The sequence below is a fragment of the Neorhizobium huautlense genome (assembly GCF_030811685.1).
Lineage (GTDB): Bacteria > Pseudomonadota > Alphaproteobacteria > Rhizobiales > Rhizobiaceae > Neorhizobium > Neorhizobium huautlense_A.
Genome location: NZ_JAUSRF010000021.1, coordinates 47,339 through 68,119, shown reverse-complemented (window position 1 = coordinate 68,119; position 20,781 = coordinate 47,339). Strand labels below are relative to the sequence as shown.

The 20,781-nt window shown below is 59.9% G+C and carries 21 protein-coding genes; 9 read left to right on the top strand and 12 right to left on the bottom strand.

What is annotated here, in order from left to right:
- Positions 1 to 95: 95 nt before the first annotated feature.
- The 3 genes from J2T09_RS23590 to J2T09_RS23580 form a co-directional block, all read right to left on the bottom strand.
- Positions 96 to 1,550 (bottom strand): hypothetical protein, encoded by a 1,455-nt coding sequence (locus J2T09_RS23590; protein WP_306839202.1) that lies wholly within the window; start codon positions 1,548 to 1,550, stop codon positions 96 to 98.
- A gap of 111 nt (positions 1,551 to 1,661) precedes the next feature.
- The gene (locus J2T09_RS23585) at positions 1,662 to 3,737 is read right to left on the bottom strand and encodes a putative bifunctional diguanylate cyclase/phosphodiesterase (protein WP_306839200.1); all 2,076 of its coding nucleotides are present in this window, start codon (positions 3,735 to 3,737) and stop codon (positions 1,662 to 1,664) included.
- Positions 3,738 to 3,769: 32 nt separating this feature from the next.
- The gene (locus tag J2T09_RS23580; RefSeq protein WP_306839198.1) at positions 3,770 to 4,039 is read right to left on the bottom strand and encodes a hypothetical protein; all 270 of its coding nucleotides are present in this window, start codon (positions 4,037 to 4,039) and stop codon (positions 3,770 to 3,772) included.
- A gap of 26 nt (positions 4,040 to 4,065) precedes the next feature.
- On the opposite strand from J2T09_RS23580, the gene J2T09_RS23575 reads away from it, so the two are divergent.
- The 5 genes from J2T09_RS23575 (at position 4,066) to J2T09_RS23555 (ending at position 10,005) form a co-directional block, all read left to right on the top strand.
- Positions 4,066 to 4,677: a 50S ribosomal protein L25/general stress protein Ctc gene (locus J2T09_RS23575; protein ID WP_306839195.1), complete on the top strand. Its 612-nt coding sequence runs from the start codon at positions 4,066 to 4,068 to the stop codon at positions 4,675 to 4,677.
- 330 nt (positions 4,678 to 5,007) lie between these two features.
- Positions 5,008 to 7,383 carry an EAL domain-containing protein gene (locus J2T09_RS23570; protein ID WP_306839267.1) on the top strand — a complete coding sequence of 792 codons (2,376 nt, stop codon included), beginning with the start codon at positions 5,008 to 5,010 and terminating at the stop codon, positions 7,381 to 7,383.
- A gap of 52 nt (positions 7,384 to 7,435) precedes the next feature.
- A complete protein-coding gene (locus J2T09_RS23565) occupies positions 7,436 to 8,161 on the top strand; it encodes a substrate-binding periplasmic protein (RefSeq protein ID WP_306839193.1) in 726 nt (241 codons plus the stop codon).
- Positions 8,162 to 8,256: 95 nt separating this feature from the next.
- On the top strand, positions 8,257 to 8,994 hold the full coding sequence (gene pth / locus J2T09_RS23560; RefSeq protein WP_306839191.1) for an aminoacyl-tRNA hydrolase: 738 nt from the start codon (positions 8,257 to 8,259) through the stop codon (positions 8,992 to 8,994).
- Positions 8,995 to 9,075: 81 nt separating this feature from the next.
- Entirely contained in the window at positions 9,076 to 10,005 is a 930-nt protein-coding gene (locus J2T09_RS23555) for an oxygenase MpaB family protein (protein ID WP_306839189.1), read from the top strand.
- 8 nt (positions 10,006 to 10,013) lie between these two features.
- Here J2T09_RS23555 and clpS read toward each other — a convergent pair whose 3' ends face one another.
- The 3 genes from clpS to J2T09_RS23540 all read right to left on the bottom strand — a co-directional run bounded on the left by clpS (position 10,014) and on the right by J2T09_RS23540 (position 11,090).
- Positions 10,014 to 10,322 carry an ATP-dependent Clp protease adapter ClpS gene (gene clpS, locus J2T09_RS23550; RefSeq protein WP_373458614.1) on the bottom strand — a complete coding sequence of 103 codons (309 nt, stop codon included), beginning with the start codon at positions 10,320 to 10,322 and terminating at the stop codon, positions 10,014 to 10,016.
- Between the two features lie 77 nt (positions 10,323 to 10,399).
- Positions 10,400 to 10,798 carry a type II toxin-antitoxin system VapC family toxin gene (locus tag J2T09_RS23545; protein WP_306839185.1) on the bottom strand — a complete coding sequence of 133 codons (399 nt, stop codon included), beginning with the start codon at positions 10,796 to 10,798 and terminating at the stop codon, positions 10,400 to 10,402.
- Positions 10,788 to 11,090 (bottom strand): AbrB/MazE/SpoVT family DNA-binding domain-containing protein, encoded by a 303-nt coding sequence (locus J2T09_RS23540; protein WP_306839183.1) that lies wholly within the window; start codon positions 11,088 to 11,090, stop codon positions 10,788 to 10,790. The genes J2T09_RS23545 and J2T09_RS23540 overlap by 11 nt, the downstream gene beginning before the upstream one ends.
- 137 nt (positions 11,091 to 11,227) lie before the next feature.
- Between J2T09_RS23540 and ychF the strand changes: the two genes are divergently transcribed.
- The 3 genes from ychF to J2T09_RS23525 are packed head-to-tail and all read left to right on the top strand — an operon-like array spanning position 11,228 to position 13,286.
- Positions 11,228 to 12,331 (top strand): redox-regulated ATPase YchF, encoded by a 1,104-nt coding sequence (gene ychF, locus J2T09_RS23535; RefSeq protein WP_306839181.1) that lies wholly within the window; start codon positions 11,228 to 11,230, stop codon positions 12,329 to 12,331.
- Between the two features lie 17 nt (positions 12,332 to 12,348).
- Complete coding sequence (locus J2T09_RS23530) at positions 12,349 to 12,828, top strand: MaoC family dehydratase (RefSeq protein ID WP_306839179.1); 480 nt, start codon at positions 12,349 to 12,351, stop codon at positions 12,826 to 12,828.
- The gene (locus J2T09_RS23525; protein WP_306839177.1) at positions 12,819 to 13,286 is read left to right on the top strand and encodes a MaoC family dehydratase; all 468 of its coding nucleotides are present in this window, start codon (positions 12,819 to 12,821) and stop codon (positions 13,284 to 13,286) included. The genes J2T09_RS23530 and J2T09_RS23525 overlap by 10 nt, the downstream gene beginning before the upstream one ends.
- 5 nt (positions 13,287 to 13,291) lie before the next feature.
- On the opposite strand, the gene J2T09_RS23520 is transcribed toward J2T09_RS23525, so the two are convergent.
- From J2T09_RS23520 to petA, 5 genes are all read right to left on the bottom strand, one after another.
- The gene (locus J2T09_RS23520; RefSeq protein WP_306839175.1) at positions 13,292 to 13,906 is read right to left on the bottom strand and encodes a LysE family translocator; all 615 of its coding nucleotides are present in this window, start codon (positions 13,904 to 13,906) and stop codon (positions 13,292 to 13,294) included.
- Between the two features lie 111 nt (positions 13,907 to 14,017).
- Positions 14,018 to 14,563 carry an adenine phosphoribosyltransferase gene (locus tag J2T09_RS23515; RefSeq protein ID WP_306839173.1) on the bottom strand — a complete coding sequence of 182 codons (546 nt, stop codon included), beginning with the start codon at positions 14,561 to 14,563 and terminating at the stop codon, positions 14,018 to 14,020.
- 168 nt (positions 14,564 to 14,731) lie between these two features.
- Positions 14,732 to 15,622, bottom strand: coding sequence for a cytochrome c1 (locus J2T09_RS23510; RefSeq protein WP_306839171.1), 891 nt, complete (start codon positions 15,620 to 15,622; stop codon positions 14,732 to 14,734).
- A 23-nt stretch (positions 15,623 to 15,645) separates the two neighbouring features.
- Positions 15,646 to 16,962 (bottom strand): cytochrome b, encoded by a 1,317-nt coding sequence (locus J2T09_RS23505; RefSeq protein WP_306839169.1) that lies wholly within the window; start codon positions 16,960 to 16,962, stop codon positions 15,646 to 15,648.
- Between the two features lie 15 nt (positions 16,963 to 16,977).
- Positions 16,978 to 17,556, bottom strand: coding sequence for a ubiquinol-cytochrome c reductase iron-sulfur subunit (gene petA / locus J2T09_RS23500; RefSeq protein ID WP_306839167.1), 579 nt, complete (start codon positions 17,554 to 17,556; stop codon positions 16,978 to 16,980).
- A gap of 379 nt (positions 17,557 to 17,935) precedes the next feature.
- On the opposite strand from petA, the gene J2T09_RS23495 reads away from it, so the two are divergent.
- Complete coding sequence (locus J2T09_RS23495; protein ID WP_306839166.1) at positions 17,936 to 18,865, top strand: endonuclease/exonuclease/phosphatase family protein; 930 nt, start codon at positions 17,936 to 17,938, stop codon at positions 18,863 to 18,865.
- A 3-nt stretch (positions 18,866 to 18,868) separates the two neighbouring features.
- Here J2T09_RS23495 and J2T09_RS23490 read toward each other — a convergent pair whose 3' ends face one another.
- Positions 18,869 to 20,728, bottom strand: coding sequence for an ABC transporter ATP-binding protein (locus tag J2T09_RS23490; protein WP_306839163.1), 1,860 nt, complete (start codon positions 20,726 to 20,728; stop codon positions 18,869 to 18,871).
- Positions 20,729 to 20,781: the final 53 nt, after the last annotated feature.

Sequence of the window (20,781 nt, the reverse complement as noted above, 5' to 3'; positions counted from 1 at the left end):
AAAGCCGCCCTCGCCCGGGCGGCTTTTTTGTTGGTCGTCTCTCCACCCATCCGGGCCGGCAGCGGATGCGGAGGACCGCATCCGCCAATCGCCGCTTAGAACGGCAGGAGGTTGCCGTTGATCGTCACCTTGCGATTCTGGTCGACACTGACTTCCCAGCGCGAACGACCATCGGCATCGGTCTTGGCAAGGCCCTTGACCATGGTCATACCGAGGAAGGCCTGCATGGCCTGCGGATCGGCCTGGCCGAGTTCCTGCACGGCAGCCATCGTCTTGTCGAAGTCACGCGCCAGAATGACGGCATCGACAGCCACACGATCCGGCGCCATCAGCGAACCGGAAACCTTGCCGCTGATTTCGAGATCATAGGAAGGCGCGGTCACAATCGACTTGCTGATATTGACCGTGTAGGCTCCGCCCGGAAACACAGACAGGCCCATGGCAGCCGCTTCAGCATCGCTGATCGGCTTTTCCTTGCTGTAATCGGCATTCAGCATCACGTCGATCGGCGCCTGCAGGTTCAGGTTCGGCGCCGAAATATTGACATCCGTCACTGTCGGCACGAAAGGCGCATAGATCGGCGGCACCAGGCCGGCCGGCAGGGAAAGTCCCTGCGCACCAAAACCGATCCCGATTTCCGTCGCTTCCAGCGGGCCGGAAATCTTCAGCATATAGGTGCCGGCATCGGCCAGAACCGATTCCGCGCCATTGTTGACCTTGAGCTTGCGCAGTTCAAACGTCTCGTCAATGCTGGTGAAGAAAGGCAATGCGCCACGCACGTGACCTTTCATGGCCTCGACCTCGGCCGCGTCGAGCTTCTCCTTGGTCGCCTTTTCGGCAATAAACACATAGAGATCACGCAGCTTCTGCGCATTGACGCCAGCAGCACCGACATCAGCGGTGACACTTTCGGCGGCAATCTCGACCGGCGCCTGCGGCGTCTTCATGGTCTGCTTGTAATCGCGGATCTCGGCAGTGGCGCGGAAATCGACCGTATTGGCACCAGCGCCGGCAACGGAAGACAGCGTGTAGTTCATGCCCGAAAAGCCGACATCCATCTTGTCTTCGCCGACCGTCATCGCCAGCGTGCCCGCGCCAGAGGAAAAGTCGCCGGAACGGAAATAGCTGATCGCCGGATCGAAAAGACCGCTATAGGCAATCTTGGCAATCGTATAGCTGAGGCTGCTTTCCTTGCCCTCCAGATCCTTGCCGGTGCTGGACATGGCAAAATCGTTGGTCCCGTCCACCTTCCAGAGGCCGCCATCCGCCGGTGCGGCAAACAGCGTCATCGGCGTGATCTGCTTCAGGGAAAACTGCGGCGTGTCATAAAGACCGATCAGCTTCGGCAGATCGAAGAGGATCTGATACTTGTCGCTCTGCGAGGTGACCGCGACGACGCCCTTCTCAACCGCCTTTTCCGGCAGCCACTTGGTCAGGCTGCCCTGCAGCTCCTTGGCCCCCTGTTCATTGACGTCGGCTGCCTGTACCGGCTGATGGAACATCGCGGCAGCGATGGCCACGGCGCTGGCCGTAGCGAGGTTGAGACGCATGGATCGACTCCTGTCGTTTTGATGTATTTCGTGGGCAAATCTGCAAGCCGAAAGGCGAAAGTCAATGCGCGGCCTGCGAAGATAATGCCGGTGGATCGGAACAACTGCAAATCACGCCGCAGCGACGCTCTCCGCAACCGTAGAAATACCCTCTTTGCCATCATTCGGGCCGTTGACGATCTCCTCGATACCGGCGCGGGGACCCGGCTTGCCGAACAGGTAACCCTGCACCTGCCGGCATCCTTCGTCGCGCAGAAAGGCGATATGCTCATCGGTTTCCACGCCCTCCGCCAGCACCGGAATATCGAGGCTCGACGCCAGGATCAGGGTCGAGCGGACGATGGCGGCGGATTGAGCACTGGTCGGCACACCGTCCACGAAGGTACGGTCGATCTTGATCTTGTCGAACGGGAAGGTCAAAAGCGTCGACAGCGACGAATAACCGGTGCCGTAATCATCCATGGCGATCTTCACGCCGATTTCCTTCAACTGCCGGATGATGACGAGTGCCCGCTGCTGGTCGGCGACGATACCCGTCTCGGTGATCTCAAGCTCCAGCCGTGCCGCCGGCAAGCCGCTGGCGGCAAGGATGTCGCGAACCTTTGCCGGGAATGACATGTCCGCCAATTGCGGTGCCGCGACGTTGACGGCGATGCGCAGCGGATTTTTCCAGCTTGCCGCCTCCATGCAGGCCTGCCGCAGAACCCATTCTCCGAGTTCGTTGATAAAGCCGTTACGCTCGGCGATCGGGATGAATTCGACTGGCGAAACCATGCCGCGCGTCTGGTGCTGCCAGCGCAACAGCACCTCGAAAGCGATGACTTCTCCAGTCAGCGTATCGTTCTGTTTCTGATAATAGAGCTCGAACTCACCTCGACGCAGCCCCGCGCGCATGTCCATGGCGAGAATGTTGCGTTCGCGTGCGAGCCGATCCATCGACGGATCGTAAAAGCAGACCGCGTTTTCGCCGGATTGCTTGGCCCGGTACATGGCGACATCCGCCTGCGCCAGCAGATCGTCGATATCGGAAGCATCGTCCGGATGGATGGCGATACCGACGCTGGAGCCGACGATGAACGTATTGCCGTTCCACTCAACCGGCTTGCCGATCTCTCCGATCAGGCGCGCGGCCATGGCACTGGCATCGGCGCGGATATAATAATTGCGGGTCAACGCGATGAACTCGTCGCCGCCGACACGCGCCAGAAACTCGCCCTCGCGCAGTGACGCCGCAAGCCGGGCGGCAATCTCGCGCAAAACGGCATCACCGGCCGCATGGCCATGGACGTCGTTGATTTCCTTGAACCGGTTGAGATCGAAGGACAGGACGGCGATACGTGCGGACGTATCGTGATTGCGGCGCGGCAGGCTTTCGATTTCCTCGTTGAAGGCCGATCGGTTCGGCAGGCCCGTCAGTGCATCGTGACGCGACAGATGGCGATAACGCTCAACGGCGGCTTCCGTGGTGCGCGCATCGAGAAGATAGGCGCAGGCAGCCAGAACCAGCAGGACCATCATCACGGACAGAATGGTGAAACCAAGAAGAACCGGCGAAATCGTTTCCGTTGCCGCCGCCATTGCCGGGTCTATTGTCACCGACATGGCCCCCATGCCGGTGAAATGCGTGCTGGCAATCCCCAGAACCAGGGCAAGCGGCCCGCCATGCCGGCAGAAACGGCTGACCGGCCGCACCACGCGGTTCATCGCCAGCGCACCGAAAAAGGCTGCAAGAGCCAGCGACGCCAAGACATAGGCCTGATCCCAGACGATGGTGCCGCGGATTTCATAGGCGGCCATGCCGGTATAGTGCATCGCGGCAATGCCGAGACCCAGAACGACCCCGCCGGCTTCCGCAAGGGCGGAACGACCGGCATAGGTCGAAATGGCAATGCCGCACACACTGGCCGCCACAGCAATGACCAACGACAGCAATGTCAGCTCGCCTTCGTATGCGGCCGCACCACCGGCATGATAACCGAGCATTGCGAGGAAATGCGTTGTCCAGATCGAGGTGCCGCCGATGAAACCGGCCAGAAAGATCCAGATGGCCCGTTCAAGCCCCGCCGCACGACGCGCGCGAGAAAATAGCCGGATGGTCAGGAAGGCGCCCACCACGCAGATCATCACGGCGGTGGCCACGTAACGCCAGTCGTGGTCGACGGCGATACAATTCAATATATGCAGCATTTCAGGTTCCGGCTTGGAGTGTCCATGCCGTTTTAGAAACAAATGATAATCGAAGCGTTGGCGAGCACGGTTAAGGCTTTGGCAATATCAACAGGGTGAGGTTGCAGCCTGTGCCGAAAGGTCGCCGCGCCATAAACTGCAGGCTGCAAACGCTTTCCACCGAGCTTCGCTTGCCAATCGAGGGCCTTTGTATTAAGGACCCCCTCGTCCGCGTAGACACCCTTGGAGGCAATGCGGATGGGAGAGTATCGCGAGATATCCTCCGGTTTGCCAATTTCAGCCATATCAGCTGCGGCAGACACTCCAAATAACCTCGAAAGGAAATGCCATGAGCCAGAACACTTACGAGCTCAAGGCCGAGGCGCGCGAACGGGTCGGTAAGGGGTCCTCCCGTGAACTTCGCCGCAATGGTCTCATTCCCGCTGTCATCTATGGTGACAAGCAGGCCCCGATTTCTATCGCCCTGTCCACGAACGAAGTCACCAAGCGTATCCACGCCGGCGGTTTCATGACGACGATCGCGACCATCGTTCTCGATGGCAAGAAAATCAACGTTCTGCCGAAGGACTACCAGCTGGACCCGGTCCGCGACTTCACCATGCATGTCGACTTCCTGCGCGTGTCTGCAAAGACCGAAGTCAACGTCGAAGTTCCGGTTCACTTCGAAAACGAAGACAAGTCGGCCATCAAGCAGGGCGGCGTTCTCAACATCGTTCGCCACACGGTCGAACTGCACTGCCCAGCTGACCAGATCCCGGAATTCCTGACGGTTGACCTGGCTGGCGCCAAGGTTGGCGACAGCATCCACATCTCCGCCGTCAAGCTGCCGAAGGGCGTTCGTCCGGTCATCACCGACCGCGACTTTACCATCGCAACGATCGTTGCTCCGGCTGCCGGTATCGAAGACGACGCTGCCGACGAAGCTGCTGCTTCGGAATAATACGTTTTTCTTCAATGCACGCATGAAGGCCCGCCTTGTCCAAGGCGGGCCTTTTCATTTTTAAGGCTTGCTTAAGCACGTCACCCTGGTGACACATAACGTCACTTGAAAAAACGTAGCCGTTCAGAAAGTGATAACCGATCGCATTATAATCGATGTCTTGCGATTGAACTTTGCCTTTCCGCAGAACGGCTGCAATGCGACGCGGAAGAACAAGAACAACATGACGATCTTTCAGCAAAGCTTAATCTGTCCCGAGTAAAAATCGGAACCAATCAAGGCGTAGAAAACGCCATAAAAGAGAACGCTGCGACCCCGAAAGTACGAATGATGACTCATTCTGTCGAAAGCCGTTTTGTCGCCATCATTTCAGGCGCGCTGCTTGCTGTCGTCGCACCGTTATTTACGCTTTTTCTCGCCCTGTCATCGCAACAGGCCGCCAAAAGTCTCAATGAACAGATCGAAATCCTCGTTGCCGCCAATGCGCAGGCCCTGAGCAAGCCGCTGTGGGAACTCGATATCGAAAGCGTTCGCCGCATTTCCGGCATGCTGGTGGCGGAGCGTGGCGTTTCGCTGGTCAAGATCACCGATACGCTCGGCAAGCTGGATATCACCGACAGCAACCCGCAGGATGGAGGCGGCGAAGTCGAGCAGATTTCCCGCCAGATTTTCTTCCAGTCGGCGGACGGCCCGCGCAATGTCGGCAGGCTGACGCTGCAATATGTCAAGATCGGCTGGTTCGCCGCGCTGAACCAGATGGAAATGGCCTTCATCTCGATCTTTGTGATCGCCATCCTCACCGTCTTCTGCGCCGCCATCATCGGCAACCGCATCATGATCATCAAACCGCTGATGCGCCTGACGGCGGCCATAGAGGCCACGCGCCGCCTCGGCTCGCGCCACCATGTCGACTGGCGCTCCGGCGACGAGATGGGGCGGCTCGCCAAGAGCTTCAACGACATGCAGATCCAGCTGGATCGCGAGGAGCGCGAGCTGAAACGCGCCCACCAACTGATGAAGGAAACCTATAACCTCACGCCTGCCATGTTGTTTTCCCTCGATGCCGACGACACAATCTCGGCCGTGAGCGATTACTGGCTGCTGGCGACGGGATATCGCCGCGAGGATGTGCTCGGCCGTCCGTTCCGTGCTCTCGTTGCGCCGGCGGATCGTGATCGCTACACACGGCGCAAGGGCGGCGGTGTGGTAGCGGGCGCTGCCAGCGACGTGACCATCGGCTTCGTTTGCGCTGACGGACGGGTCATGGACGCGCTGATCGCGGAAACGCAATTGATGTCGGCCGCAGCAGACCTGCCGGCCTCGCTCAGCGTCATGACCGATGTGACGGAGCTGAAACAGTCGGAACTGCGCAACCACCATCAGGCGATTTCCGATTACCTGACCGGCCTTCTCAATCGCCAGGGTTTCGAGTCCGCACTCGACGCGCGCATTGCCGAGGCCGACGCCGCCGGCAGCGAAGTCGCCTGCCTGTTCATCGACCTCGACCGCTTCAAGGCGATTAACGACAATCTCGGCCATGCGGCCGGCGATTCCGTCCTGCGCCAGTTCACCCAGCGCCTTGCTCCGCTGATCGGCCACGGTGACTCGGCATCGCGCCTTGGCGGCGATGAATTCGCCATCCTCGTCACCGGCGATGACGTGCAGGCACGTGCGACCGCATTGTGCGATCAGGTCGTGAACCTGTTCGACCTGCCGTTCCAGGCGGAAGGCCAGCATGTGCGCCTCAGCGCCAGCATGGGCCTTGCCTTCTATCCGCTTCACGCCGACAGCGCCGCCGAACTGCTGCAGAAATCGGACATGGCGATGTATGAGCGCAAGCGCGAGGGCAAGAACGGCGCCCAGGTCTTCGATGCCAGCATTCTCGACCGTACCCGCGAACGCGCCGAAATCGAAAACGACATCCATGCCGCACTTGCGGGCAACTGGTTCGAAGCGCATTTCCAACAGATCGTCGAGATCGAAACCGGTCGCATCATCGGCTTCGAGGCTCTGATGCGCATGCGCCACCCGCGCAAGGGCCTGCTGCCGCCTGCTCCCATCATCGATGTGGCGGAAGAAACCGGCGCCATTGGCCAGATCGGCGAGCAGATATTTGAGGATGCGATTGCCAACCTCGCTCGCGTCTCGCGTCTGCCGGGGCTTGGCCAGACCTATGTCGCCGTCAATTTCTCGCCGCTACAGTTCGACAGCCATCTGGCACCCTATCTCGCCGGCATCCTGAACCGTTACGACATCCATCCGTCGCGCCTTGTCGTCGAGATTACCGAAGCAGTGTTGATGCATGACAACCCGGAAATCCGTCGTATCCTCGACGCCGTTCATCAGCTCGGCTGCCGTATTGCCATCGACGATTTCGGTACCGGTTACTCGTCGCTCAGCTACATGAGCCGTTTTCCGGTTGATATCGTCAAGATCGATCAGTCCTTCATCCGCTCGCTTGGCGGCAATCGCCTGGAAGAGGCCGAGAAAAGTCGCATGCTGGTGGAAGGCATCAGCGCGATCTCACACAAGATGAAATGCTCCGTCATTGCCGAGGGCGTTGAGACGGATGATCAGCGTACCTTCCTGAAGGAAATTGGTGTAGACTGCGCCCAGGGCTATCTTTACGCCAAACCGCTCGGCATTGCAGACCTGATGACGACATTGGCACACACGGACCATGAACTGAAATCAATGGCGGTTTGATGAAGACAGTCCACAGTCGCACCGGCCAAGGGCGCACCGGCATGGAGAATAAATGAAGGTTCCGGCTCTGACATTCGGCCTGATCTTCGCTGCCGGACAAGCGGTGGCAGATGACACTCTGCTCTTCACCACGGAATCCTATCCGCCCTTCATCTTTCAAGGCGCCACCGGCCCTGTCAGCGGCATTTCCGCCGATCAGGTCAGGGCCATCATGGAAGGCATCGATATCGATTATCGCATCGAGATCATGCCATGGGCACGCGCCATAGCGCTTGCCGAAACACAGGCCGCAACCTGCGTTTTTTCCGCAGCCCAAACGCCCGAGCGGCAGGCGCGGTTCAGGTGGGTGATGCCGCTCGCCAAAAGCCAGAGTATCCTTGTCAGGCACCGCGGTGCCGGCGTTGCAGCCCAGACGCTCGAAGAAGCCAAGGCATTTACGGTCGGCACCCATCGCTCGGACTATACGGAAACCGTTCTGCAGAAGCTGAAATTTCCGAAGATCGACATCAGCTCGACATTCGACGTGACGCTTGCCAAGCTTTTGCGCGATCGCATCGATCTCATGCCGATGTCCCAGGATGTCTATGATCAACTGCACAAACGCGGTGTCGAGATCGAAAAGGTCGCACAGCTGACGGACCAGCATCTCGGCATAGCCTGCAATCGTTCCGTTTCCTGGCAGACCATCAAGGCCATGCAGACAAAACTCAACCGCATGATCGCCGATGGCACGCAGGCGAAAATTTATCGCACCCACGGGTTGGAGCCACCCCGCTGAGCCGACTGATAACGCACGGACGGTTCAAGGCGGTTGACTTCCGCACCGTTTCGCGGTGGTGAAGGGCCAGACAGATCACCAAGAACGGTGCAGACATGCAGATCATCGCAGGGCTGGGCAATCCCGGCACGCAATATGCGGGCAACCGCCACAATATCGGTTTCATGGCGCTCGATGCCATCCAGCGCCTGCCGGGCTTTGCGCCATGGTCTAAAAAGTTCAAGGCGCTCATTTCAGAAGGCGAACTCGGCGGCGAAAAGGTGCTGCTGATCAAACCGCAGACCTACATGAACCTCTCGGGCGAATCCGTCGGCGAGGCGATGCGCTTCTACAAGCTCGGCCCCGGCGACATCGTCGCCATCTACGACGAGCTGGACCTTGCCCCCGGCCGCGCCCGCATCAAGACGGGCGGTGGCCATGGCGGCCATAACGGCGTCAAGTCGCTCGATGCCCATTGCGGCAAGGAATACCGCCGCCTGCGCCTCGGCATCGGCCATCCCGGCAACAAGGAGCAGGTGCATAACCACGTGCTCGGAGACTTTGCCAAGTCCGACAAGGTCTGGCTGGAGCCGCTGCTCGAAACGCTGGCGGACAATGCCGACATGCTGGCCAAGCGGGAGGATTCGCAGCTGATGAACAAGCTGGCGCTGGCCGTCGGCGCAAAGCCTGAAGCGGAAAAGACTGACAAGCCGAAGATGGACAAACCCGCCGCGCCAAAACCTGTTGGAAAATCGCATGTCCATCAGGCCCGAGGCGGCGCAAAGCCGAATATTCCGACAACAGGACCAATGGCCGAAATGCTGAAGAAGATGTTCGGCAACAAGGGCGAATAGGCAGAACCCCAAGACGACACAAAGTCACAATATTGGAACAAACTCCTTTCCGACCGAATTCTGGTCGGGAAGGAGATGCCCATGTTCCACCACTCGACCGCCCTGCCCCTGCCCGGACTGCTGCATGACCGACTCGACCGCGCCGCGACCGATCTTCTCGGCAATAGCGGCCTGAAGATCGACTTTTCCCGACCGACTGGCGAACCTGCTCTCGTCCCGGCCTCCTCCGTGTCCTGGGTCGTCTTCAAGAACCAGATCTCGATGTTCATCGGCGGCATTGCGGCCGTGCTGCTGGAATTCGCCGAACCGAAAGTGCGCGACGGTGTCTGGCAACACAGCACGTTTCGCGGCGATACCCTGACACGCCTGCAACGCACCGGCCTTGCCGCCATGGTGACTGTCTATGGCGCCCGCAGCCAGGCCGAGGCGATGATTGCGGGCGTCGTGCGCCGCCATGGCAAGGTCGAGGGCAGAACCAGCGGCGGCGAGGCTTACAATGCCAATGATCAGGACCTGCTCGACTGGGTGCAGGCCACCGCCGGGTTCGGCTTCATGGAGGCCTATCATCGATACGTGCGACCTCTCGCTGCCGAAGAGCGCGACGCGCTGTTTTCCGAAGCTCAACCCGCCGCAAAACTCTACGGAGCCGTGGGCGCGCCACGGTCGCAGGTAGAGCTGGACCACCTTTTCGTCGCCATGGGACCGCGGCTTGAGCCCTCGCCCATCGTTGGAGAGTTTCTGTCAATCATGCGCGATGTGCCGGCCCTTCCCGGCCCAGCGCGTCCATTGCAAGGCCTGCTGATCAAGGCAGCCGTGGAAATCCTGCCGCACTGGATCCGGCACAGGCTGGAACTTGGCCCGGAATGGTCGCTGAACCGGCTGGAGCGCGCGACGGTCACGGTCGCGGCCCGCAGCGCCGACCGGCTTCTGCTGCGCTCTTCCCCACCCGTACAGGCCTGCCGCCGCCTCGGTCTGCCGGACGATTACCTGTATCGCCCGATGAAACGCTGAAACCGCATTTATTCCTCCGGCTCAGTGGTGAACATCAGCGGAAAATCGGCCGCCTTGGCCAGATCCACCGCCTCCTGCGCCTTGGTCTCGGCAATATCCCTGGCGGCGACCATGACGACGCTGGTGCCGAGTTTATGGGCCGTCATCATCACCCGGTAACCGGTGTCCTCGCTCATGCGAAAGACCGCCTTCAGCACCATGATGACGAACTCACGCGGCGTATAATCGTCGTTGAGCAGCATCACCTTGTAGAGCCTGGGTCGCTCCACCTTGGGATTGGTCGTCGGCTTGAGCGTGGTGTTTCCGGCCATCGGCATCTCCTGGTGATGACGCGCCTCTCGGACAAGACATGGTGCGCATGAGCTCGCTTCAATAATACAACAATATGACGATGTTATTCCGCACCCAGCAGCAGGCATTGCCGGCCCTGAGCACGAACGATCGCGGCGGCCTGACGATCGAACGTGGCAAAAACCTTGCCGCCGAGCCTTCTTCCTTCGAATTCAATGACGCCATCGGCAAAATCACCGCCCGCATCGAGAAAGGCGAGCCCTGCGGTTACGGCATCGCCGTCAATTATAGTTCGCGGATCAGCAATCAGCGCACGGATGGCGTCGGCAATATTCTTGCGACTTTCCTTGTAGTTCCGGTTCGCCACCCAGGCATATTCGCACAAGGTGGTATTTGATATGACGAGGCGCTCAGCGGCATCGACCAGCGCACGCGCCTCGCTCGTTTGCGCGGGATCATCGTCAATGGATGCGCGCAGAAGCACATTTGTATCAAGGATCATCGCGCAAGCGCATCTCTGACGCCCAACCTTCTTCAATCGACTTTTTGATCTCGTCCAATGTCACATGGACATTATGCCTGTTCTTGAGTGAACCATAAAAAGCCTCAAGCCCGCCTGCCTTCTTCTTGCCCTGTGCCGAAGTCGTCCCCGTCTCCGGCAAGGGCGAAAGCGAAAACCCGCCATCGGCGCGCGGCAACACGACCAACCGGTCGCCCGGCGCAATGTCCAGCGTTTCGAGAAGTTCCTTGCCAAGGGTCACATCACCCCTGCTGGTGACAGTCAATATCGTCATGACCAACACTCCGTGAAGCTTAAAAGTAAGTGATATAAGCCCGGCTCGCAAGAGAAGCATCCGAGCCCGCTCTTGACCCTCACGGCGCTTTCCCCCATAGCCAGACCCAGTTTATTCAAAGATACGGGTTCCCGACCATGGGCTTCAAATGCGGTATCGTGGGCCTGCCGAATGTCGGCAAGTCCACCCTCTTCAACGCACTCACCAAGACGGCAGCCGCGCAGGCCGCCAACTATCCCTTCTGCACGATCGAGCCGAACACCGGCGAAGTCGCAGTTCCAGACGCGCGCATGCAAAAACTGGCGGCGATCGCCGGCTCCAAGGAAATCATCCCGACGCGCATCTCCTTCGTTGATATCGCCGGCCTCGTGCGCGGTGCTTCGAAGGGTGAAGGCCTCGGCAACAAGTTCCTGGCCAACATCAGAGAAGTCGATGCCGTCGTGCATGTACTGCGCTGCTTCGAAGACGACGACATCACCCATGTCGAAGGCAAGATCAATCCGGTCGGTGACGCGGACACGATCGAGACCGAGCTGATGCTCGCCGACCTCGAAAGCCTGGAGCGCCGCGTCGAACAGACCCGGAAGCGCGCCAAGACCAATGACAAGGAATCGGTTGCCCAGCTGCCGGTCATGGAAGCGGTCATCGCGCTTCTGCAGGATGGCAAGCCCGCCCGTCTTCTTCTGAAGAAGCTTGCCGCAGACGAGATCGAGATCCTCAAGGGTCTGAACCTCCTCACTTCGCACCCGGTCCTCTACGTCTGCAACGTCGCCGAAGGCGATGCCGTCGATGGCAATGACCACACCAAGGCCGTCGCCGAAATGGCCAAGGCGCAGGGTGCGGAATGCGTCATCATCTCGGCCGCGATCGAATCCGAAGTCGCGCAGTTGCCGGATGAAGAAGCCAAGGAGTTTCTTGGCGCGCTCGGCCTCGAAGAAGCCGGGCTCGACCGCCTGATCCGCGCCGGTTACAACCTGCTCGACCTGATCACCTACTTCACCGTCGGCCCGAAGGAATGCCGCGCCTGGACGATCGTCCGCGGCACCAAGGCACCTGCTGCCGCCGGCGTCATCCACACGGATTTCGAACGCGGCTTCATCCGCGCCTTCACCATCTCCTATGACGACTACATCGCCTTCAAGGGCGAAGTCGGGGCCAAGGAAGCCGGCAAGGGCCGCGACGAAGGCAAGGAATATGTCGTCAACGACGGCGACGTGATCCACTTCCGCTTCAACACGTAAAAGCGGACGAACGGACCATGAGCGCGATCGAGTTTCATTTCGAAGATTTCGAGACAGGTCGCGTTTTCGCCCTGGCCAGCGCCAAGGTTACGGCGGAGGCGATCATCGCCTTCGCCTCGGAATTCGATCCGCAGCCCATGCACTTGAGCGAAGAGGCCGGCAAGGCCAGCATTCTCGGCGGGCTTTCGGCCTCCGGCTGGCACACGGCGAGCCTGTTCATGCGCATGATGTATGACGGCTGGCTGTCGCGCTCATCATCCGAAGGTTCGCCCGGCATCGAATATATGGAATGGAAAAAGCCGGTTCTTGCCGGCGACACCCTTTCCGGCCGCTCCACCGTCATCGAGGCCCGCACGCTGCGCTCCAAGCCCGGCATCGGCCTCGTCAAATTCCTGCACGAGGTGGAGAACCAGCGCGGCGAAGTCGTCATGCGCGGCGAAAACCCGATCATGATGCGTCTGCGCGCACCTGCATCCGAGGTGCCGGCATGCGGCTGATCGAGCTTTCCCCGCCCGGAGAAAAGGTTGTGACCGGCACGATGCTGTTCACGCCGGAAGACATCATCCGGTTTGCAAAACAGTTTGATCCACAGCCGTTCCATGTCGATGCGGAAGCGGCGAAGAACTATGTTTTCGGCGCGCTCTGCGCCTCTGGCTGGCATACCTGCGCTGGCTGGATGAAGACGTTTCTTGGCTATTGGGCAGAAGAGAGCGCCCGCCTGATCAGCGAGGGTCAGGTACCGCCAAAACTCGGCCCCTCGCCCGGTTTCAAAAACCTGCAATGGCTGCGCCCGGTCTATGCCGGCGATACGATCACCTATTCGGTGACGCTGGTGGACAGCCGCCCGCTCGCCACCCGTCCGGGCACCTTCATCAACCGCACGATCAACGAGGGCGTCAATCAGGACAGCCAACTGGTGATGCGTTATGAAGGCAGCGTTCTGGAATTCGAATAGGCGGCTCAGCGCGACGCCGCCACCGCAACGCCTGCGCCAACCATCATCGCTCCCGATGCACGGTTAACACGTCGCATCACCACCGGACTGCGCAGCATTTTTCGCGCCCGGCTGGCGGCCGCCACATGGACACCAATCACCACCACCTCGACCAGCAGGATAGTCAGCGCCAGCATTGCGCCTTGAGCCAGCGTCAATTGCGGCCCGACCACATGCGGCAACAGCGCCATGTAGAACAGCGGCATTTTTGGATTGCCGAGATTGAGCGCAATACCGGTCATGAAGGTTTTGAACAGGTCGCGCCGATCGCTGGCCGGCAACGCCTCCGGAAGAACCGGATCGGCAGTCCATAGGCGATACCCCATCCAGATCAGATAGGCGGCACCGGCGTAGCGCAGCACGGTCATCACGCCACCCATTTCGGTGGCAATGACGGAGAGGCCGAAAACGGCAAGCGCCAGACACACGAGAATACCTGCCACCTTGCCCGCGGCATAAGCAATGCCCGACGCAGCGCCATGCGACAGCGTCCTTGCCACGATGGTCATGTTGTCCGGGCCGGGACTTGCGGCGAATACGAAGAAAGCCACGGCAAAGGCCGCAAGCGTCGCCACGTCCATGCAAAATCCCCCAAGCTGGTGTCCCGGCCCCGTCGGCTCAGAACATGCAGGATAACGCGGGCAAAAACCTGCGCAATCATGGAAAACGAGGGGTCCGTGGCCTGATCGAAATCAGTGACCCGAAAACTCCGCCAGCACCCGCACTTCGACGCCAAGAGCCTCGAGCTTCTTGCGGCCGCCGAGATCCGGCAGGTCGATGACGAAGCAGGCGGAGACGACTTCCGCGCCGATCTGGCGCAGCAGCTGCACGGCGCCCACGGCCGTGCCGCCTGTCGCAATCAGGTCGTCGCAGAGGATGACCTTTTCACCGGGCCTCACCGCATCGACATGGATTTCCATCTCGTCGGTACCGTATTCCAGCGCATAGGCCATGCTGACCGTCCGGTAAGGCAGCTTGCCCTTCTTGCGGATCGGTACGAAACCGGCGGACAACTGATGCGCCATGGCGCCGCCGAGAATGAAACCGCGCGCTTCCATGCCGGCGATCTTGTCGACGCCCAGACCTTCATACGGTTTGACAAGCTCATCCACCGCCAGCCGGAACGCCTGAGCATCGCCCAGCAGCGTGGTGATGTCGCGAAAGATGATGCCCGGCTTCGGATAGTCCGGGATCGAGCGGATGGCGGCGGAAAGGATGTCTTTGGTGGAGGCAGTCATGGGAACCTTGTATCCGTGTTCTTGAGGCGGCACCTTGGCGTGCAATGGCCGCGCTGTAAAGTTCCGCATCGCCGCACAGGCCTCCCCTGGCGCCCCGTCCCCAAGTCAGACAGGTGCCGGACATGAAAAAGGCGGCCGCAGCCGCCTCTCCCGTATATCAAGAGCCGCTCAGTGCTCCTTGCTGGCATAGACCGATTTTTTGGTCAGATAGATCAGCATGGTGAAGATCGCCAGGAACACCATGACCATAAAGCCGGTGCGCTTTCGTTCTTCCAGATGCGGTTCGGCCGCCCACATCAGGAATGCGGAAATATCCTGCGAATACTGCTCCAGCGTCTGCGGCGTACCATCGTCATAGGTCACCTGATCGGCAGAGAGCGGCGGCGCCATGGCAAGGGCCGCAGCATTGGCGAAATACGGATTGTAATGGGTACCCTCCGCGATTTCCGTTCCCTCCGGCGGCTCCTGGTAACCGGTCAGCAGCGCATGGATATAATCCGGGCCACCCTCCTGATACTGGGTGAACATGTCGAAGATGAAGGTCGGGAAGCCGCGCGTGATGCCGCGCGCCTTGGCGATCAGCGAGAAGTCCGGCGGGGCCGCACCATTGTTGGCGGCGGCGGCGGCCTGTTCATTGGGGAACGGCGACGGGAAATGGTCCGAAGGCACGGCCTTGCGGGTGAACATTTCGCCTTCGTCGTTCGGCCCGTCCTGCACTTCATGCGTGGCCGCAAACGCCTTTACCTGCGCTTCCGAATAACCGAGGTCTTCCAGCGTGCGGAAAGACACCAGTTTCATGGAATGACAGGCGGCACAGACTTCCGTGTAGATCTTCAGCCCGCGCTGCAACTGGCCCTTGTCGTAATGACCGAAGGGGCCGGCAAAACTCCAATCCACCTGGTGCGGCTTCTTGATCGGATAATGCGGGGTTGCGCCGTGCTCCTCGGCGGCAGCACCGCCGGAAGCTGCATTATCGTGGTTCTCCTGCGCCGAGGCCGGGAGGATGGCAATCCCCGCCAGAAGGCCCAGCGACAGGAAGCTCATGGTCAGCTTTTTCATGATGATTTTCCTTGTTCGCTGGCTCAGGCGACCGTTTCGGCCTTGGGCGTACCGTTCTTTTTCTCAAGAACGGCTTCGGTGATCGAATTCGGAATGCGCCGCGGCGTCTCGACAAGGCCGAGAACCGGCATGATGACGAGGAAGAAGCCGAAATAATACAGCGTTCCGAGCTGCGAATAACCGACATAGTTGCCAGCCAGATCGCCGAAGAACACAAGACCGATAAGGCCGCTGCCTTCCGCCGGCATGGCGCCGAGCCAGCCGAGGAAGATGGCGTTGACGACAAAAAGCCAGAAAAACAGCTTGTACCAGGGACGATAGACTGCCGAACGAACCTTCGACGTGTCCAGCCAGGGCAGGAAGAACAGGATGATGATCGAACCGAACATCACCAGAACGCCGCCGAGCTTCGAGTCGATCGGGCCGACATTGAAGGTGATGGCACGCAGCATCGCGTAGAACGGCAGGTAATACCATTCGGGCACGATGTGGGCGGGCGTCTTCAGCGCGTTGGCCGGAATGTAGTTGTCCGGGTGGCCGAGATAGTTCGGCATGTAGAACACGAACCATGCGTAGACGATCAGGAAGACCGACACGCCAAACGCGTCCTTCAGCGTCGCATAGGGCGTAAACGGCACCGTATCGGTCTTGGTCTTGACCTCGACACCGGTCGGGTTGGTCTGGCCGGTCACATGCAGTGCCCAGATATGCAGGACGACGACGCCCGCGATCATGAAGGGCAGCAGGTAATGCAGCGAGAAGAAGCGGTTCAGCGTCGGCTGGTCGACGGCAAAGCCACCGAGCAGGAACTGCTGGATCCACTCACCCACCAAGGGGAAGGCGGTGAAGAAGCCGGTGATGACGGTCGCGCCCCAGAAGGACATCTGGCCCCAGGGCAGAACATAGCCCATGAAACCGGTCGCCATCATCAGCAGGTAGATGACCACGCCGAGGATCCAGAGGATTTCGCGCGGCGCCTTGTAGGAGCCGTAATAGAGCCCGCGGGCGATGTGCAGATAAACGGCGATGAAGAAGAAGGACGCGCCGTTGGCATGCATGTAGCGCAGAAGCCAGCCGTGGTTGACGTCGCGCATGATCTTTTCGACCGAGTCGAATGCCCCGATGGTAGAGGCCGTATAATGCATGGCCAGCACGACACCGGTCAGGATCTGCACGATCAGCATGACCGACAGCATGGCGCCGAACGTGTAGGCGTAGTTGAGGTTGCGCGGAACCGGATAGGCGACAAAACTGTCATAGACCATGCGCGGCAAAGGAAGCCGCGAGTCGATCCATTTTTCGATGCCGGTGGATGGCTGGTAAGACGAATGACCGCTCATGTTGAAAATCCCCCCTTATCCGATCGTGATGACGGTATCGCTGGTGAAAGCGAAGGTCGGAATGGCGAGGTTTTCCGGCGCCGGGCCCTTTCGAATGCGACCCGCCGTATCGTAATGCGAGCCATGGCAGGGACAGAACCATCCGCCGAATTCGCCGGCCTGGCCGAGCGGTACGCAGCCGAGATGGGTGCAGGAACCGATCATGACGATCCAGTTCTCCTTGCCCTCGCCGGCCGAACGGTCGATGCTGCTGGCTGCGGCATCTGCGCCCAGATTGGCATTGCGCGCAATCGGGTCTTTCAGATCGGACAGTGCGACGGCATTCGCCTCTTCCACTTCCTTTTCCGTCCGGTTGCGGATGAACACGGGCTTGCCGCGCCATTTCACCGTCAACGACATGCCCGGTTGCAGCGCCGCGACATTGACCTCGATCGAGGCCAGCGCCAGCGTCGATGCATCCGGCCGCATCTGGTCGATGAAGGGCCACGCGACAGCGACGGCGCCGACTGCGCCCGCCATGCCCGTGGTCAGATATAGAAAGTCACGGCGAGTCGGCTCGCCGGACGCCTGTCCGTTCGATGTGTTTTCACTCACGGTTTTACCATCCTCTCACGCATCCCGATCAACCGCACAAAGCCTCCTCCAGGCTGGGTCGAAATCGCGTCCACCATAATGCGAACAACGAGTCCCCAGCAAGTCGGCGCAATACACCTTTTGATCGCAGATAAACTCCTGTTTTGGCAAGGGCTGCGGCCAGTAAACCGCGTGAATTCCGGCAGCTTCGCCCCGCTTTGCTTCGTGCACGCCATGACAAACCGGTCATCACGCCGCTCGGGGCGATTTACGCAGAGGAATCAAATGCCAACTTGATCTGAATCAAGCGCCTTGCAGCACCGCCACTTCCGCGTGTTGCAACGCACACATGCTTTATGCTAACCGGTCCCCAGACGTGGCGACTTCCGGGCAAGAGCACATGAAACACACGATCTCGGTTGCCATCTGCGTCATTGTGTCGCTTGTGCTGGGCGCAATAGCCACACGTTATGTGCATCCGCAATGGATGCTTGCAACACTCCACAGCCTGCAACTTCACGCCGCCATTGCCTGTGCGCTGGCAATGATTCTCGCTCTGCTCATCAGTCGCAACGTATTTACCGGCCTTCTCCTTATCGCTTCGATCGGCATCGCCGTGCATGCCTGGATCATGCCCTACGAGTTCGACGCCGATCCGGCGCCGCAATCGGGCAAGACGATCAGGCTGATGCATTTCAACATCCTTGGCGGCAATTATCGCAATGGTGAACGCATCTATCAGGCGATCGTCAACTCCGGCGCCGATGTCGTCAACATCATGGAAATGCCGCCTCTGGCGCCGTATCTGGCCGAACTCGACAAGGTCTATCCCTATCGCATCGGCTGCGGCCGCGAGACGGATATCTGCGACATGATGATGTTGTCGAAACTGCCGCTCAGCAATCTGAGCGTCGGGGGCCTCAGCGAATTGCGTAAGGATCGCTTCATGCTGGCGGATGTCGATGTCGGCGGCACCACCGTGCATGTGGTCGCCATGCATCTCAGCAAGCCGTATTTCGACAATTATCACAAGATGGAACTGACCAACGCCGCGCGGATCATCAACAATCGCAAGGGACCGCTGCTTCTCTCCGGCGATTTCAACTCATCCAGCATTGCGCCTGACGTGCAGCAGTTCATGCGCTGGACGGACCTGCGCACCATCGCGCCGGAAATCCCCACATGGCCGGTGCGTCTCGGCCGCTTCGGCATCGCCATCGACCATGTCATGGTGCGCGCGCCGCTCGGCATGAAGTCGGTCAGCCGTATCCCGGATTCGATGGGCTCCAACCATTACGGCCTGATGGCGGAATTCGTCGTTCCGGAATAGGGATCAGTCTTCCGCGCCCAAGAAGCCGCCAGACTGCCGCTCCCAGAAGGATGCGTAAAGCCCGCCCCGCGCGATCAGTTCGGCATGCGTGCCCTGCTCGACGATCTTCCCGCCATCCATGACGATCAGCCGGTCGAGTGCGGCAATGGTGGACAGCCGGTGCGCGATGGCCAGCACCGTCTTGCCTTCCATCAGCCGGTCGAGATTGGCCTGGATCGCGGCCTCGACTTCCGAGTCCAGCGCAGAAGTCGCTTCATCCAGCACGAGGATCGGCGCGTTCTTCAGCATGACGCGGGCAATGGCGATACGCTGCCGCTGGCCACCCGATAATTTGACACCACGCTCGCCCACATGCGCGTCAAAACCGGTGCGGCCGCGCTGATCTTCCAGACGCGCAATAAACTCATCCGCCTCGGCCCGCTGCGTTGCCGCCACCAGTTCTTCCTCTCCGGCATTATCGCGCCCGAACAGGATGTTTTCGCGGATCGAGCGGTGCAGAAGCGCGGTATCCTGTGTGACCATGCCGATCTGCCGTCGCAGGCTTTCCTGGGTAACCTGCGAAATATCCTGCCCGTCGATGAGAATACGGCCGCTCTCGACGTCGTAGAAACGCAGCAGCAGATTGACGAGTGTCGACTTGCCGGCACCGGACCGCCCGACCACGCCAACCTTCTCACCCGGACGGATTTCCAGCGACAGGTTTTCGATGACGCCCTTGCCACGCCCGTAATGAAAACTGACATTGTCGAACACGATACCCGGCTGTTTCACCGAAAGCGTCCCCGCGTTCGGCGCATCGACAAGACCGATCGGCTGCGAGATCAGCTCGGCGGCATTCTGCACGACGCCGAAATTGCGCATGATGCCGTTGAACTGCGTCATCAGCCGGCCGAGCAGAAAATTCAGCCGCAGCACCAGCGCCAGCGTGAAGGCAACGGCACCCGAGGTGATCTTGCCCGATAGCCACAGGTCGATGCAGAGCGCCGCCATGCTGGTGATCATGATGCCCGACAGCAGCGCCATCGATGCCCTCACCCCGGTGATGAACCGAGTGAACATGATGGTGGTTTTCTGAAAGGTCTCGAAACCCTGCAGCATGTAGCGGTCATTGGCATCGTCATGGCCGAACAGGCGCAGCGTCTGGATATTGCTGTAGGCATCGACCATGCGGCCGTTCAGCATGGATGCCGCTTCCGCCGTCTCTCGCGAATGATGGCGGATGCGCGGCACGAAATACCGCGCCAGAAGCGAGAAGATGAACACCCAGACGCAGACGACAACGGCCAGACGCCAGTCGAGACTGCCGACCAGAAACAGCATCGAAACGGAATAGATGCCGACGAACCAGACGCTTTCCATCAGCGAGGTGACGAGGTCTCCGGCCGACTGGCCGCCCGACCAGACCTTGTTGACGATGCGGCCGGAAAAATCGTTCTGGAAGAAGGACAGCGATTGCCGCGCCACATGCATGTAGGATTGCCAGCGCACCATGTTGTAGAAACCGGGCGTGATGATCTGCTGGTCGGTGAGCGCGGTCAAAAGCGTGACCACGAAGCGCACCACGCCGATCAGCACCAGCATGCCGGCCAGTTCCCAGCCATGCGCGGCCAGAAGCCCGCCCCAGCCGTCTGCCGGTTTGATGGTCGCCAGAATGTCGATCAACCGCCCGACGAACCAGAACAGCGCCGCTTCGATTGCCGCCGTCAGGCCGCCCAGAACCAGCATGGCGAAAAACGGCGCTTTCGCCTGGTTGAGATAAAACCAGATAAAACCGAGCGTCGTTGCCGGCGGACGCAGATCGTCTTTCCGGGCGAATGGGGAAATCCAGTTTTCGAAAAAGCGGAAGAGACGGGTAATGGCCATGCCAGCGATATAGCGGCTGCGGAGCGACTGGCAAAGGTCAGGGCGGCTTACAT

Excerpts from the sequence above, each read along its gene's own strand:
- J2T09_RS23590 (WP_306839202.1), bottom strand. The coding sequence starts at position 1,550 with ATGCGTCTCAACCTCGCTACGGCCAGCGCCGTGGCCATCGCTGCCGCG.
- J2T09_RS23585 (WP_306839200.1), bottom strand. The coding sequence starts at position 3,737 with ATGCTGCATATATTGAATTGTATCGCCGTCGACCACGACTGGCGTTAC.
- J2T09_RS23575 (WP_306839195.1), top strand. The coding sequence starts at position 4,066 with ATGAGCCAGAACACTTACGAGCTCAAGGCCGAGGCGCGCGAACGGGTC.
- J2T09_RS23570 (WP_306839267.1), top strand. The coding sequence starts at position 5,008 with ATGACTCATTCTGTCGAAAGCCGTTTTGTCGCCATCATTTCAGGCGCG.
- J2T09_RS23565 (WP_306839193.1), top strand. The coding sequence starts at position 7,436 with ATGAAGGTTCCGGCTCTGACATTCGGCCTGATCTTCGCTGCCGGACAA.
- pth (WP_306839191.1), top strand. The coding sequence starts at position 8,257 with ATGCAGATCATCGCAGGGCTGGGCAATCCCGGCACGCAATATGCGGGC.
- J2T09_RS23555 (WP_306839189.1), top strand. The coding sequence starts at position 9,076 with ATGTTCCACCACTCGACCGCCCTGCCCCTGCCCGGACTGCTGCATGAC.
- clpS (WP_373458614.1), bottom strand. The coding sequence starts at position 10,322 with ATGCCGATGGCCGGAAACACCACGCTCAAGCCGACGACCAATCCCAAG.
- J2T09_RS23545 (WP_306839185.1), bottom strand. The coding sequence starts at position 10,798 with ATGATCCTTGATACAAATGTGCTTCTGCGCGCATCCATTGACGATGAT.
- J2T09_RS23540 (WP_306839183.1), bottom strand. The coding sequence starts at position 11,090 with ATGACGATATTGACTGTCACCAGCAGGGGTGATGTGACCCTTGGCAAG.
- ychF (WP_306839181.1), top strand. The coding sequence starts at position 11,228 with ATGGGCTTCAAATGCGGTATCGTGGGCCTGCCGAATGTCGGCAAGTCC.
- J2T09_RS23530 (WP_306839179.1), top strand. The coding sequence starts at position 12,349 with ATGAGCGCGATCGAGTTTCATTTCGAAGATTTCGAGACAGGTCGCGTT.
- J2T09_RS23525 (WP_306839177.1), top strand. The coding sequence starts at position 12,819 with ATGCGGCTGATCGAGCTTTCCCCGCCCGGAGAAAAGGTTGTGACCGGC.
- J2T09_RS23520 (WP_306839175.1), bottom strand. The coding sequence starts at position 13,906 with ATGGACGTGGCGACGCTTGCGGCCTTTGCCGTGGCTTTCTTCGTATTC.
- J2T09_RS23515 (WP_306839173.1), bottom strand. The coding sequence starts at position 14,563 with ATGACTGCCTCCACCAAAGACATCCTTTCCGCCGCCATCCGCTCGATC.
- J2T09_RS23510 (WP_306839171.1), bottom strand. The coding sequence starts at position 15,622 with ATGAAAAAGCTGACCATGAGCTTCCTGTCGCTGGGCCTTCTGGCGGGG.
- J2T09_RS23505 (WP_306839169.1), bottom strand. The coding sequence starts at position 16,962 with ATGAGCGGTCATTCGTCTTACCAGCCATCCACCGGCATCGAAAAATGG.
- J2T09_RS23495 (WP_306839166.1), top strand. The coding sequence starts at position 17,936 with ATGAAACACACGATCTCGGTTGCCATCTGCGTCATTGTGTCGCTTGTG.
- J2T09_RS23490 (WP_306839163.1), bottom strand. The coding sequence starts at position 20,728 with ATGGCCATTACCCGTCTCTTCCGCTTTTTCGAAAACTGGATTTCCCCA.